Genomic DNA, 14,685 nt, shown 5'->3' with positions numbered 1-14,685 from the left:
AGCATGGCCTTTCATACTATCAATGGCCGCAGCGTCGCTTACCGATTGCTCGGCTCGGATGTGAATCCACTTATCGTGCTAGCGCATCCATTGGGCATGAGCCAAGCCGTGTGGGACGACATCATTCCCGCGCTGCTACCCCGCTACCGGGTGCTGACCTGGGATCTTCCCGGCCACGGAGCTAGTCAGGCAGCCAGCGGTGCACAAATCACTCCCGCTGATTTAGCCGCTGAGGCTCTGGCATTGGCAGAGCTGGCGGCTGCTGAGCGCTTTCACTTTGCCGGTACGTCCATTGGTGGTGTCGTCGGCCAGCAGTTGATTGCTGAGCATAGCGACCGGCTGCTCTCCGCTACGTTGACCAATACTGGCGCAGTGATCGGCAATCCTGATCTCTGGAACACCCGCGCAGGCCGAGTGCGTCAGGAAGGCCTGGCAGCAATGTCTGAAGAGATCGTGCCGCGCTGGTTTGCACCACAGGCCTTTGAGGCAAGTCCAGCGCTGAAAGCAGGCTGGTGCGTACAAATGAGCCGTGGCGACGATGAGTCCTATGCCCAGCTATGCGAAATGCTTGGTCGTGATACGTTCACTGGAAAGCTTTCAGGTAAGAACGCCCCTCATAAGGTCGTTCCTAATAAGGTCAAAGTACAGCTGTTTGGCGGCAGTGAAGATATGGCCACGCCGCCCGCAACTTTGGAAGCCTTGGCTGCGGAACTCGACGGCGCACCGTTGGAGATATTTGACGGTGTGGGTCATGTGCCGTCGGTAGAGGCGCCGGTGCTGTTTGCGCAAAAGCTTATTGCTGTGCTTTCAACTGGCTCGAACTACGATGTGGCGTAAGCCTCCGGACTGGAGGCTCGCAAATAGGTATAGGCAGAGAGAAGTATTCCTATAACCGAATGACGTTGGCGTAGCTGCCAGGCGCCATTGGCTCGCCGGTGACGCCTGTGGCAACCGTATAGTGATGAGTTTGCTGTTGCGCTGAAGGGCGTTAGAGATACCTTCGACAATGGGAGTGCTTACGCCTGGGTGATAAGCTCTTAGGTCTGATCAATTCGACCGTTGAGGCAAACTCACAGTGAGCAGAAAGATTTGGCTGTATGCGCTGGTTCTGGCCTCTTTAATCGTGCTGAGCCTTTTAGGGTTATGGTGGTTATGGCATTGGCAATACAGCCACGCCGAAGCGGATGCCCAACGTCACGCGAATACGCGTCTAGCGCTCTACACCAGCAGTCTGCAAGGCGCGCTTGAGCGCTTTACTTACCTGCCTGACTTACTGGCCCAGCAGCCTTTAGTCCAGGCTGCCCTGCGTGAACCCAGTGATCTATTGCTGTCTCCTGTTAATCAGCACTTGGCAGAGGTCGCTGAGCGTTCGGGCGCTGACGCCATTTTTCTGATGAATGAGCAAGGCGTTACCCTGGCCAGCAGCAACTATGAGCTCGAGCAAAGTTTCATTGGCCACGATTATCACTTCCGCCCCTATTTTTACGATGCCATGCAGAGCGGTAGCGGTGAATTCTTTGCAATAGGTGACACAACCGGACAGCCGGGTTATTTCACCTCTTATGTCGTTACGCTTGGCGACGACACTGTCTCTGCGGGTGTCCTGGTGGTTAAGGTCTCACTGGAAGCGCTTCAAGAGGATTGGCGTCGAGCACAAGAAAACGTCATTTTGTCGGATGCCAATGGCGTTGTGATACTTTCTAGCCGTGAGCAGTGGCGGTTTCAGCACATTGATGGGCTTTCTGAAGATGCATTGGCGCAGATTAATGCCCAACGTCAATTTCTCGATAAATCGCTTTCCCCGCTCGGCCAGCGTCTACATGACGATACGCTGGTAATAGGCAACCAAGGACAAGGGGGAGGCGAGCGTTTTCTGGTCGCTTCCCTGCCGCTTGCTACACTGGGTTGGTCGATGCATTATCTCAGCCCGGTGCGCCCACTTTATATCAGTGCTCGCAATGTACTTCTGGCGGGCTTAGTCACGCTTTCCGCTCTTTTGTTGTTTGGCTTGTGGTTGCGTGAACGCCAAAAACGCCAACACATGCGCGATGCTCAGGCGAAAATCATCCAGCAAACTAATATTCGCTTGGAAGAGCGTGTCCAGGAACGCACCCAGGCCTTAGAGGATGCGCAAGCTGAACTGGTCCAAGCGGGTAAATTGGCCGCCTTGGGGACCATGGCGGCAGGCATTGCCCATGAGCTTAATCAACCCCTTTCAGGCATCCGCACTTATGCTGCCAACGGTGAGCGGTTGTTGGCGCTCGGCCGTCAGGAAATGGCAGGCGACAACTTCCAACGTATTCAGGTATTGAGCAAACGCCTCGCTCGGTTAATCGAGCAGCTAAAGCTGTTTGCTCGCAAGGGCGAGAGCCGCGAGAGTGTGGATCTTCCGGCCAGCCTGAACTTCGTACTAGAGCTACTGGAGGAGCGTTTCCAGCAGCAAAAAGTGCGTTTGGAGCGTGACGGTGATTGGCAACAGTCACTATGGATACGTGGCGATGACGTTCGCCTTGAGCAGTTGCTTACAAACCTGCTGCGTAACGCGCTGGATGCGTTGAACGACATACCCAATGGTGTCATTCGTCTGCATGTTGAGGTAACTACGGAGCAAGTGCGATTGACGATCCATGACAATGGTCCTGGCTTGCCTCAAGAAGTGATCGAGCAGATGTTCGACCCATTCTTTACAACTAAACCGGTTGGGGAAGGCTTAGGGCTGGGGTTGTTTATTAGCTACGGCATTGCTCAGGACCTTGGCGGTAAGCTCAGCGCTGGCAATCACCCCGCTGGGGGCGCTTGGTTTCGTCTGTCATTACTGCATGGTGAGGAGACACCTTCATGACGCAAGCACCTTCTAGCACCTCAGCTCGACTATCGGCTGTTTCTCTGCCCGTCTGGCTAGTGGACGATGAAGCCGATGTCCGTGACTCTCTTAGCCAATGGTTGGAGGTGTCGGGATTAGAGGTTCGCACGTTTTTACGCGCCGGTAAGGTGCTGAATGCACTTCAAAACGGCCAGCCGTGCGGTGTCGTCGTCAGTGATATCAAGATGCCCGAGATGGATGGCTTGGCCTTGTTTACCGCCGTGCAAGCACTCGATACGCCGCCTCCGGTGATTCTGATCACAGGCCACGGCGATGTCCCCATGGCGGTTGCGGCGATTCAGCAGGGGGCTTGGGACTTTGTGCAAAAGCCCTTCGATCCTGAACGCCTCGAGGAGTGTGTGCGACGAGCGCTAGAGCATCGTGCCCTGGCGCTGGAAAACCTACAGTTACAGCAGGCATTACGGCATAACTATTTAAGCACGCGCCTGCTCGGCGACTCTGCGCTGATGCAACTACTACGGCGCCAAGTGGAAAACTTAGCTGCTAGCCGCGCCAACGTGGTTATCAATGGTGAAACGGGCAGCGGCAAGGAAGTCGTGGCTCGCGCCTTGCACGACTTTGGCAGCGGTAGCCAAGGCGCTTTTGTGGCGTTGAACTGTGGCGCCATGAACAGTGAATTAATCGAATCAGAGCTATTCGGGCATGAAAAAGGCGCCTTTACCGGGGCGGGGGAGCGGCGTATAGGTCTGCTGGAAACCGCTAGCCACGGCACCCTCTTTTTGGATGAAATAGAATCACTGCCACTGTCTGCCCAGGTTAAGCTGTTGCGCGCACTGCAGGAAGGTGAAATTACCCGGCTAGGCAGCAACCAAGTTATCCACCTCCATCTTCGGGTCGTAGCGGCCAGTAAAGAGAACTTGCTGGAAATGGTCTCGCAAGGAGATTTTCGCGAGGATCTTTATTATCGCTTGGCGATTGCTGAGCTGGCGATTCCTCCCTTGCGTGAGCGCCGCGAAGATATTCCTTTGCTGTTTCGTCACTTCTGCCATCAAGCCGCTGATGTTCACGAAAGGCCGCTGCGCGAACCCTCCACAGAACTGCTGACTGCCCTCGGCAATCATCGGTGGCCTGGAAACCTCCGCGAGCTGCGCAATATTGCCACGCGCTTTATTCTTGGGCTGGATCTGCCCTGGCAAAGCTCGCCTACGCCGCCACATCAAGCGTCTGCGCTCTCTGTGCGTATGGAATCATTTGAGGCTACCGTCTTGAAAGAAGCGCTACAGCGCCATAATGGCAATATTCAAGCGGTACTCGACGAACTCGATCTGCCTCGCCGTACACTCAATCAGAAAATGCAGCGTCACCAGTTGCGCCGAGAAGACTTTCTCGCGACCTAAACGGTTGATTCAAGAGTTAATGCGCTAGGGCTGATTCATCGGCCATTTTTTGCCGATGAGGGCAAAGTCCGTCGGCGAAAAATGGCCGATGGTCGCTCAGGCGTCTTTGCCTTTTGTCGTAGAAGTAAAATTATAATTTATTGATTTTTATGCTTTTGTTTAAAGTTGGCTAGCTTCTCGCTCTATTGGGGAAGGAGTAGTGATTACTCCAACAATTCCAATAAGCTGGGAGCAACACCATGCTGAAACGCCAATTTCTTAAAACCGCTCTTTGTCTCGCTACCGTCGCTGCATTCGGCGTCAGTGCCTCCGCTGTTACTGCCCAGGAATCTACCGAGGGCGGACAATACATCATGGGCACTGCCACTACTGGCGGCACGTTCTATCCGGTAGGCGTCGCACTTTCTACACTGATACGTGTCAAGCTCGAGCCTACCCACGGCATCTCCGTTTCCGCCATCAGCTCGGCGGGTTCTGCGGAAAACTTGCGCCTGATGGATGACGATCAGGCTCAATTCGGTATTCTGCAAGCACTCTACGGCGCCTGGGCATGGTCCGGTGAGGGGCCAGTGCCCAAAGCCTATGACAACGTACGCTCAGTTTCTATGCTGTGGCAGAACGTTGAACACTTTGTGATGCGCGACGCACTGGTCGATACTGGCACCATTGATGATTTGGCCCAGCTATACGGGCGCGGTTTCTCCATTGGTGCGCGTAATTCCGGTACCGAAGGCTCTGGTCGGCAAATTCTTGCCGGTCTGGACATTGATCCGGAGCAGATGGATATTGCCTATCTGGGCTACAGTGCCAGCGCTGATTCCATGCAGAACGGCAATATAGATGGTATGAACATACCGGCAGGCGTTCCGGCCTCTGCCGTGACCAGCGCCTATGCCAATATGGGCGATGACATTACCACGCTGAACGTGACCGCTGAGCAACTTGAGCGCATTAACAGCCAGTACCCAGTGTGGAGCGCTTTCGAAATTCCCGCCGACACTTACCCTGGTCAAGACTCCCCGATCAATACCATTTCCCAGCCCAATATTTTGGTGGTTAACGCCGATGTGCCTGAAGAGCATGTGTACCAGATCACCAAAGCCATGTTCGAGAACCTGCCGTTTCTAAACAACATTCACCCGGCAACGCGTGATATGGCTCTGGAAAAAGCGCTCGACGGTCTGCCGATACCGCTGCATGCCGGTGCTGCGCGCTATTTCCAGGAACAAGGCATAGAAATTCCTGAGCATCTTCTCGAAGGCTGAAGGCCTATCGCCCTGCATCTGCCTGGCATAAGCCGGGCGGATGGCCTCCCTATGCCTTACTTAGTGTTATGAGGTACACCATGAGTCATTCGACACCTGATACGGTGCGCGATGAATCCGCAAGCAGCGCTTCAGAGCGCCTTGAGCACCCCTGGCTTGGGCGGATTCTGAGCTTGCTCGCCATCATCGTTGCTTTCTCACATATCTATTTCAATACCCTGGGCACTGTCTCAGAGATTTGGGTTAGTGCATTACACTTCGGTATGTTCGGCCTGTTGTGCGCGCTTTCCGTGCCGATGTTCAAAGCGCGCTCGGCTAGCGGTCAGCGCCTATTACTCGCCGTTGATGTGTGTCTTGGTCTAGCCGCCCTAGGCTGTGCGTTCTATTTAATCGGCTTTGAGGATGCGCTTTATGCCCGTGGGGTACGCTTTTCCCTGGCTGACTGGATCGTGTCGATTACCGCTTTGGCGTTGGTATTAGAATTTGCCCGCCGGACTACCGGCTGGTTTATCCCGCTGCTATGTATCATTGCGCTGACGTACGTTGCCTGGTGGGGGCGCTATGTCGGCGGGGTGTTCAATTTCCCCGGGCTGAACTGGGAAACCGTGCTGTTTCGCAGCTTCCTCGGCGGTGACGGCATGCTGGGCTCGATTGCCCGGATTTCCTGGTCTTACGTTTTCATGTTCATTCTCTTTGGTGCCTTCCTAGTACGTTCGGGTGCTGGAGAGTTCATCATTGAGCTAGCGCGTTGTGCCGCGGGTCGCTTTGTTGGTGGCCCGGGGTTTGTCGCGGTATTCGCTTCAGGGCTTATGGGGTCAGTGTCTGGCTCCAGCGTAGCCAATACGGTTTCCACCGGTGTGATTACTATTCCCTTAATGCGTAAAGCGGGCTTTCCACCGCGTTTTGCGGCTGGCGTTGAAGCCGCGGCTTCAACCGGGGGCCAGCTTATGCCTCCCGTCATGGGGGCGGGGGCTTTTATCATGGCCTCTTACACCCAGGTTTCATATCTCACCATCATCGGGGTCGCTGCGCTTCCTGCACTGCTGTACTTCCTTTCGGTGGCCATGTTCGTGCGTATCGAAGCCAAGCGTAGCGGTACTCATCAGGTAGAAACGGAACAAGCTCCAAAACTGATTGATGTATTGAAGGGCGGTTGGCACTACCTGCTACCGCTCGTGGTGCTGGTCGTCGCCCTTATCAATGGCTTCACTCCCACCTATGCTGCCGGTATCGCTATCGTGTCGGTGGTCGTTGCTTCCTGGTTATCACGTTCACCCATGAAGCTTCAGGCAATTATCGACGCTTTGGTACTGGGCACCCGCAACATGGTTTCCACCGCCATTTTACTGCTGACGGTTGGTTTGATCGTCAATGTGGTGTCGACGACCGGCATTGGTAACATCTTTTCGTTGATGATCTCTGATTGGGCGGGCGGCAGCCTGTTAATCACCATCGTATTGATCGCGCTGGCCTCTCTTGTACTGGGGATGGGGTTGCCGGTGACGGCCGCTTACATCGTATTGGGCACACTATCGGCACCTGCATTGTATGGTCTGATGGCACAAAGTCAGCTGTTAGAACTGATTATGGCCGGTGATTTGCCCGAGCAGGCACGGGCGATCTTTATGCTTGCCGCGCCAGATGCTTTGGAAGCGCTGAATGCCCCGATGGACGCTGCCAGTGCCCAACAACTACTGGCCGTGGTGCCGGACGATTTCCGTTCACAACTCTACGAGCAGGCGCTTTCGTCGCACACGATATCGATGATGCTGGTGGCGGCGCACATGGTGATTTTCTGGCTATCTCAGGACTCCAATGTGACTCCGCCAGTATGCCTTACTGCCTTCGCTGCGGCGGCTATCGCCAAAACGCCACCTATGCGTACCGGTTTTACCGCTTGGAAAATCGCCAAGGGCCTCTACATCATTCCCTTGCTGTTTGTTTGGTCGCCAATGATCACCGGGACACCGGCCGAGATGCTGGTGGTATTTGCCTTCGCGTTATTCGGTATTTACGCCATTATCGCAGGGCTGGAAGGCTATCTGGAAAGCGAGTTGCCCTGGTGGCTGCGCCTAGCCATGTTCCCCATTGGTGCTTTAATGCTGTGGCCCCACGGAAACTTGCTGCTGGACTTCTTGGGCTTGGCACTGTTTCTGATGACGCTGGTGTGGAGTGCCAGACGTGACCGCCAGATGGTTCATGCGACGGCCTGACTTTAGGCGAGCATAAAGGGGGCAGCCCTCTTATAAATAGCGCTCAAATAAATGCCGCCATCTTTTGATGGCGGCATTTCAATGTAATGTCTTAATCAACGTGGGTGATGGGTTGTCGGTCGGGGTCAATATGCCAAGGCAGGCCGAGGCGTGTGTTGCGCTCTAGCTCAGCAATGACCTGGGCGCCCAGCAGCAAAATGATGGCACCGACTTCCAGGCTGAGCAGCACAATCACCAGCGTTGCTAGGGACCCGTAAACGGCGTTGACGAACGAGAGGTGAGTGAAATAGTAAACCAGTAGCAGCCGCACGCCTTCCCACAGCAGTGCCGCGACGAAACCGCCGATTACCGCTCGGCGCAACGCGATACGCACGATCGGTAGCACCTTATAGATAGCGCTGAATAACAAGAAAACCCCAGCAAAACTGAATAAGTTGAGTACCGGTTCGGATAAACCCGCAAACGACAGTTCTCGCTCAAAGAGCGCCATCATCAGCGTATTGAGCGAGCTGGCCAGGGTGACTATCAGTGTTAAGGCCAGCAGCCCCGCCCCTAGCACCAGTATGAAAGCGTAAGGCAGCATCACTGAAACCCACACACTGCGCTTGATATGGGGGCTCTCTGGCGCATGGAAGATAATCGCCAAGGCATCTTCGAGCATGCGAAAGGCGAAGGAGCTGAAGAGCAATAGAATGGGTAAGCTAAGGATGCCGATGACGCCGCGAGACTTCAACAAACTGCGGACGGCGTCCATCAACACTTCGGCATGGGCCGGTGCTAGGTGGCGCGCTTGTACAGCAAGAACGCTGAGTAAATGCTGTTGATCTACCACTTTTGTCAACAGCACAACCAATACTGCAAATAGTGGCACGATCGAGAGCAAAATATTATAGCCCACCCCACCGGCGAGCAGGATGCCGCGATTCTTCAGGAAGTGACACACTACACGCCAGGCAAAATGAGCCAGCCGTGGCAGCAACAAAAGTAAGGCATTGAGTGCCGTTTGGTTGCGCCCCATTGTTTGCCATTCTCCTTGTGCGCCAATGCTATGCCTTGGCGGTGTGATTGTGCAGCGACAACAAGCGTCAGTGGATAGACTGACGCACAGACCGGCAAAAAGATAGGCAATGATCGGCGTTGCCCGGCAGAACCCATTGCCCCACACCCGCTTTATCGCGTGAAAATGGTTGTGTCTCATTTGGTGAGATGAACTCGTGAATTTGTCTTGCTATGTTCTAGCTCACCTAGACAAATAACGATAAACATAATGCCGGTAAATGAAAACATCACCTCATCAGGCCCCAGCACGCTCGTTCACGCCATGCAGATACTGCAAGTTACCGCGCGTGGTGGCCACCGCGGTGCGAGTGTCGACGATTATCTGAATGAGTTGAGCTTCAGCCGTCCTACGCTCTATCGGTTGTTAAAAGGTCTCAAGCAGCAAGGGTTTTTACGCTCTTCTCCCATTCGTGGGCGTTACCTGCTGGGTTATGAGTTGCTAGTGCTTGGTGCTCAGGCGGGCAATGGCGCTGGATTGAGAGACTTGGCTCGACCGAGGTTGCTGGCGTTGGCACAACGCTGGGGAGACAGTTTCTATCTGTTCGCCCGCGATGGTATCTACGCGGTCTGCCTGGAAGTACAGAACGGTGCTTATCCGGTGGGCAGTTTCGTTAGGGCGACGGGAGGGCGCTTGCCGCTCGGTGTCGGCCAAGCGTCGATTGCCTTGCTCGCGTATCTCGGTGCGGATGAACGAGGCGAGATTCTCGACCACAACGCGACACGACTGCGGGATGATTACGCGATCGCCATCGCCGATGTCGAAGCCGAAATTAACCATCTACTAACACATGGCTACGCCCGGGGCGTTGAAGGTTCTCTACTCCCGGAATACTGCGGCTTAGCCATTCCCATCCTCGACCATAGTGGCCACCCCTTGGGGGCCATGAGTTGCTCAATGCTCAAATCTCGCATGACGACGGCCCATAAGTTGGAGGTGCTCCAAGGCATGCAAGAAGAAGTCGCCGCTATGGTTAACCAGGCCCACGGCCTGCTGTATCTGGATTAAATCGTCATGTCACAACCCACGCATCCATCCCATCAGCGCTTGTGCGGCTGGAACGCTTGGCTTCCAGAGCGCCAGCCGAGCCCCGCCTTGCGTGGCCAAACTGAGGCGGATGTCGTCATCATCGGGGCCGGTTACACCGGCTTCGCGGCAGCTACGGCCTGGCAGCAGGCGCGGCCTGAAGACCGCATCAAAATTCTTGAAGCCGACCAAGTAGGTGAAGGTAGCCCAGGGCGTAACTCTGGTTTCATGCTGGAAATCGCTTTAGCCAATGATGCTCGCCCCGAAGAACTTGAGCGCATGGAGAAACTGAACGCATTAAGCCGACAAACCATGGCGCTACTGCGCGAGCGGGTCGAGCGGCTGGGAATTGACTGCCAACTCGAACGTAGCGGCACTTATCGAGCTGCCCGCAGTGCGATAGGCCAGCGCGCCTTGGTCCAGTATGAAGCTTTTCTTAACGCTGCAGGCCTTTCTTGCCAGACCTTGAGCGGTAGCCAACTGGCTGAGCGAATTGGCACGCGCTACTACACACAGGGTATTTATTCACCGGACTGTTATCTGGTGCAGCCTGCAGCATTGATTGTTGGCCTAGCGAATTCATTGGAAGCCGGAATCGAACTGCATGAGCACTCGCCCGCGACTCAAATCAAGCCTGATGGCAAAAAGTGGCGTGTCACTACACCCGAAGGTGAAGTAACGGCTGGACAGGTAATCCTGGCCAATAACGCGTTTTCTCGGGCCTTGGGCGCAGACCCTTCGCGGCTAACCGCTATTTATACCTATGCCGCTATTACCGAGCCTTTACCTGGGCTTGAACGACAGCGCATTGCTGCGACGACCTGGGGGCTGCTACCCGCACATCGCTTGGGTTGTACGCTACGCACCACCGCCGATGGGCGCTTGATGATTCGTTCGCGTTACAGCTATGAGCGCGAAGCCGATAACGCCCGTATTGAGGCTGAACTGAAAGCGAGCCTTGAGGCGCGCTATCCCGAACTCACCCCAGTGCGCTTCGATAAGGTCTGGGGAGGGACCACCGGGCTGACCTATAACGGCGCGCCACTCTGGGGGGAGATCCAGCCCGGTTTGTATGTGTCAGCGGGGTGCAATGGCGGCGGTATCGTCAAGGGTACCTTCCTTGGCGATGCCTTGGCGCGCCATGCCATGGGCCAGCCGGTCGAAAATATAGCGTCGTTATTCGGCAAGGCTAGCTGGATGCCGCCCGATCCCGTGCGTCGGTTGGGTTTCTACCTGACCAGTGAAATGGAGCGCCGTAAGGCAAAGCAAGAAACTTGATCCCCACTCACCATTATAAAAAAGAGAGATGACAATGGATCCTCAAGATCATATTGGACTGCTGTCCATCATGCCGGCGGCGTTGGCTATTGTGCTGGCATTTATTACCCGCAACACCGTTTTCTCGCTGGCAGTCGCCTGTTTTGTTGGGGTGATTACCCTTGGCAATGGCCTGATGGGCTTTCCCACGCTGTTAAAGGAAACCCTGGGCACCACCAGTTTCTCCTGGATACTGCTGTTGGAGCTTTTCATCGGCACAGTGATCGCGTTCTTCCAACGCACAGGGGCGATTCAGAACTTTACCGCCTGGGTGGAACGCCGTGCTTTGTCACGGGTAAGGGTTCAGTTGATTGCCTGGGTGATGGGCATGTTCGTTTTCTTCAGCGACTATTTCAGCCCCTTGTTTGTCGGTAGCACCATGCGCGGCCTGACGGATCGCTATCGGGTGTCGCGGGAAAAGCTGGCGTATATCGCGGACTCCACTTCCGCCCCGGTGAGTGTGATGGTTCCGATTACCGGCTGGGCGGTGTTTATTTCTGGCTTGTTGATTGGCATGGGCCCCATCGAAAATGCTGCTCAGGCGATGGGCGTGTTTCTACATGCGGTTCCCTTTAACCTCTATGCATGGCTCTCGGTGCTGGTCGTGGGGCTGGTAATTGTCGGTGTTATTCCACTTTTTGGACCGATGCGAGAAGCCGAGCGTCGCGCTCAGGAAGAGGGCAAAGTACTGCGTGATGGGGCAGAGCCGCTGGTGGGCGAGGAGCTGACAGAGATTCCGCCTTATGACGGTGCGCGTACCAACCTATTCTGGAATTTTTTCGCCCCGGTACTGGTGGTGATCAGCGTTGCTGTAGGCACCTTTATCGTGATGGACTCGGCTAAGACCATGGAAGCATTTCTGGCGGCTTCTGTGTTTCTCGGTATCGTTATGCGCCTTCAGGGCATTCCCTTCAACGACATTATGAAAACCTCGATGGCCGGGATGAAGGGAGTAATGCCAGCCATTATTATTCTGGCGTTAGCCTATTCGCTGAATCAGCTTTCCAAAGACATGGGCACGGCCAGCTATATCGTTGAAGCCACCGGTGGATGGCTGACGCCGGCATTACTACCAGCGATGACATTTCTGATCGCAGCCGTTATCGCCTTTTCAACCGGTACATCTTGGGGCACCTTCGCTATCATGATGCCGCTGGCCGTGCCGCTCGCGTTCAACTTTAGCGGCGATATGCTTACACCGCTGGTATATGCCACGGTGGCAGCCGTAGCGGGTGGCGGTGTGTTCGGGGATCACTGCTCGCCGTTGTCGGATACCTCAGTGCTTGCCTCAACAGGGGCTGCTTCTGACCATATCGACCATATCAAGACGCAAATTCCCTTTGCGCTTGCCGTTGCCATACTCTCCTTGGCTGCCTACCTTTTGCTCGGTCTCACGCTGTAAGCGATAAGCCCTGCGATAGGCCGACAGAGACCATTATCGCAGGGCTTAATCTAGCATCAGCCAATGCAAACATTTCCTTGCGGGTCTTCAAACACCGGTATTGCGTCAAGGTTATCAAAAGCACCTGCTAAGCAGTTGCCTGTTTTAATATCAAACGCTGCGCCATGGGCACTGCATAGCAAACGGCTTCTATCTGACGAAATGATACTCTCTGACCGGTAATTTAATGGTAAGTATTGGTGGGGGCAGGCATTGACGTAGCAATAAATGGCACCATTGATGCGCGTTACAATGACGGGGAAAGATTCATCGTTACTGATAACTTCTATGCAGTGTGCATTGCCTTCTTCTATAAGATGAGAAGGGCAAACAATAGCCCCCTCTTGGGGGGCATTTGCATAATTACGCCAAGCGTCTTGCACAGTGTTTCCTTTTCGTCAGCGCTAATTTTGTTATTTAGCATTTTTGCTATTCTGCAGTACTTTGCAACACGCCTCGGTTAATTTGGTCCTCTTCGATGGATTCGAAAAGTGCTTTAAAATTGCCCTCTCCAAAACCATCATCGCCCTTACGCTGGATAAACTCGAAGAAGATCGGGCCAATCACCGTTTTTGAGAAAATCTGTAGCAAAATTCTGGTTTCGCCACCGCCCACAACGCCTTCACCATCAATCAAAATGCCACGGTTACGGAGTTTATCGAGGGGCTCCTGGTGATCTTTTACGCGCTCAAGCGATTTTTCATAATAGATGCTCGGCGGACCAGGCATAAATTCAAGCCCCGCGTCAGCGATTAAGTCAGTGCCGGTATAAATATCGTTCGTTGCAATGGCAATGTGCTGAATACCTTCGCCATTATACTCGCGCAAGTACTCTTCAATTTGGCTGTGATCGTCGGCACTCTCGTTAATCGGAATACGGATTTTGCCATCGGGAGAGGTTAATGCGCGGCTAGTCAGGCCGGTGACTTTACCGGTGATATCGAAGTAGCGTATTTCACGGAAGTTAAAGGTGTCGTGATAAAACTTATACCACGTGTCCATATTGCCGCGAATAACGTTATGAGTGAGGTGGTCAAGATAGTAAAAGCCAAACCCTTTAGGCTTAGGGTTTACCTCATCTAACCATTCAAACTCATTTGAATAACAGCTGCCTTTTTCGCCATACGTATCAATAAAGTAAAGCAGCGAGCCGCCAATACCAACAACTGCAGGCGCATCGATAGATTTATTGCCAGTGAACTCTTCAGCCCCTAACTCAACGGCACGTTTTAGGGCGTGCTGAGCATCAACAACGCGCCAAGCCATGGCCGGTGCGCAGGGGCCGTGCGCCTCAATAAACGCTGACGCGTGGGAGTTAGGCTCGCTGTTAAGCAGATAGTTAATATCACCCTGACGATAAACGGTGATTGACTTATCACGGTGCTTTGCAACGGGGACGAAGCCCATTTGCCGAAACAGGCTGTCTAACTTTTCCGGCTCAGGATGGGCAAATTCAACAAATTCAAACCCATCGGTGCCCGCTGGGTTTGCATCGCTTATGGTTACGTTTGGCGCGTCATGAGGAAAAGGTCCCATCGCTGTCTCTCCTATTATTGTCTTGTAAGTGAACAAGCTCAGTATAGGGAAGAGGCGGTGCAATTAGGTTGCAAACTAACCTAAGATATCGCCAAATAGCGCACAGCTTGTGCGCAAATGGAGTGTTCTATGCATGGGATTTCTTTGGATCGATATGATCTTGCAATTTTATCAGTATTGCAGAAGAACTCAGCCCTCACCAATTCAGAGTTGGGAGAACGGGTCAGCTTGTCTCCCTCTCAGTGCTCCCGGCGTAAAGCGCGGCTAGAAGCCGAAGGGGTGATTAAGGGATATTCGGCGAGGCTTGATGCCTCCCGCCTGGGGTTTGGATTGCGTGCGATCACTCGCGTTAATCTCAAAGCGCATGGTGAGAGCATGGATGATGATTTTGTAACGTTACTGACGAAGCACTCCATGGTGCGTGAGGCTTATTCTGTGTCGGGGGATGCGGACTATGTATTGCACGTTATCGCCAAGGACCTCACCGAGTTTTCAGACTTTATTCACCACCATTTATTACCTCATCCTAATGTCACCCAGGTTCGCTCTGAAATCATACTGCGTAGTATGAAAGAGGAGCAGGGGCTGCCGGTGAGTGGTGGCTAGGCG

12 protein-coding genes are annotated in these 14,685 nt (G+C 54.0%); 9 read left to right on the top strand and 3 right to left on the bottom strand.

The features are described from left to right. Positions 1-3: 3 nt before the first annotated feature. From J4377_RS17205 to J4377_RS17185, 5 genes are all read left to right on the top strand, one after another. Positions 4-837 carry an alpha/beta fold hydrolase gene (locus J4377_RS17205; protein ID WP_253486233.1) on the top strand — a complete coding sequence of 278 codons (834 nt, stop codon included), beginning with the start codon at positions 4-6 and terminating at the stop codon, positions 835-837. 238 nt (positions 838-1,075) lie between these two features. After that, positions 1,076-2,842 carry an ATP-binding protein gene (locus J4377_RS17200; RefSeq protein WP_253486232.1) on the top strand — a complete coding sequence of 589 codons (1,767 nt, stop codon included), beginning with the start codon at positions 1,076-1,078 and terminating at the stop codon, positions 2,840-2,842. Beyond that, the gene (locus J4377_RS17195; protein ID WP_253486231.1) at positions 2,839-4,221 is read left to right on the top strand and encodes a sigma-54 dependent transcriptional regulator; all 1,383 of its coding nucleotides are present in this window, start codon (positions 2,839-2,841) and stop codon (positions 4,219-4,221) included. Before J4377_RS17200 ends, J4377_RS17195 begins: the two co-directional genes overlap by 4 nt. Positions 4,222-4,460: 239 nt before the next feature. Next, positions 4,461-5,486, top strand: coding sequence for a TAXI family TRAP transporter solute-binding subunit (locus tag J4377_RS17190; RefSeq protein ID WP_253486230.1), 1,026 nt, complete (start codon positions 4,461-4,463; stop codon positions 5,484-5,486). 80 nt (positions 5,487-5,566) lie between these two features. Continuing rightward, the gene (locus J4377_RS17185; RefSeq protein ID WP_095603552.1) at positions 5,567-7,699 is read left to right on the top strand and encodes a TRAP transporter permease; all 2,133 of its coding nucleotides are present in this window, start codon (positions 5,567-5,569) and stop codon (positions 7,697-7,699) included. A gap of 91 nt (positions 7,700-7,790) precedes the next feature. Here the strand turns inward: J4377_RS17185 and J4377_RS17180 are convergent, their stop codons facing one another. After that, positions 7,791-8,717: a YihY/virulence factor BrkB family protein gene (locus J4377_RS17180; protein ID WP_253486229.1), complete on the bottom strand. Its 927-nt coding sequence runs from the start codon at positions 8,715-8,717 to the stop codon at positions 7,791-7,793. 249 nt (positions 8,718-8,966) lie between these two features. On the opposite strand from J4377_RS17180, the gene J4377_RS17175 reads away from it, so the two are divergent. Genes J4377_RS17175 through J4377_RS17165 form a run of 3 tightly spaced genes read left to right on the top strand, consistent with a single transcriptional unit; the run spans position 8,967 to position 12,501 of the window. Then, positions 8,967-9,764 (top strand): IclR family transcriptional regulator, encoded by a 798-nt coding sequence (locus tag J4377_RS17175; protein WP_253486228.1) that lies wholly within the window; start codon positions 8,967-8,969, stop codon positions 9,762-9,764. Between the two features lie 6 nt (positions 9,765-9,770). Next, entirely contained in the window at positions 9,771-11,060 is a 1,290-nt protein-coding gene (locus J4377_RS17170) for an FAD-binding oxidoreductase (protein ID WP_253486227.1), read from the top strand. Between the two features lie 34 nt (positions 11,061-11,094). Further along, the gene (locus tag J4377_RS17165; protein WP_253486226.1) at positions 11,095-12,501 is read left to right on the top strand and encodes a Na+/H+ antiporter NhaC family protein; all 1,407 of its coding nucleotides are present in this window, start codon (positions 11,095-11,097) and stop codon (positions 12,499-12,501) included. A 56-nt stretch (positions 12,502-12,557) separates the two neighbouring features. Here J4377_RS17165 and J4377_RS17160 read toward each other — a convergent pair whose 3' ends face one another. Beyond that, complete coding sequence (locus J4377_RS17160) at positions 12,558-12,923, bottom strand: Rieske 2Fe-2S domain-containing protein (protein WP_253486225.1); 366 nt, start codon at positions 12,921-12,923, stop codon at positions 12,558-12,560. A gap of 46 nt (positions 12,924-12,969) precedes the next feature. Continuing rightward, complete coding sequence (gene hppD, locus J4377_RS17155; protein WP_253486224.1) at positions 12,970-14,076, bottom strand: 4-hydroxyphenylpyruvate dioxygenase; 1,107 nt, start codon at positions 14,074-14,076, stop codon at positions 12,970-12,972. Positions 14,077-14,205: 129 nt separating this feature from the next. Here hppD and J4377_RS17150 point away from each other — a divergent pair, with 129 nt between their 5' ends. Continuing rightward, on the top strand, positions 14,206-14,682 hold the full coding sequence (locus J4377_RS17150) for an Lrp/AsnC family transcriptional regulator (RefSeq protein WP_253486223.1): 477 nt from the start codon (positions 14,206-14,208) through the stop codon (positions 14,680-14,682). The last annotated feature ends 3 nt before the right edge of the window (positions 14,683-14,685 follow it).

It is taken from the genome of Halomonas sp. XH26, from assembly GCF_024138895.1.
Lineage (GTDB): Bacteria > Pseudomonadota > Gammaproteobacteria > Pseudomonadales > Halomonadaceae > Vreelandella > Vreelandella alkaliphila.
Note: the sequence above shows the minus strand (reverse complement) of the source record. Positions and strands in the feature narration are given on the sequence as shown.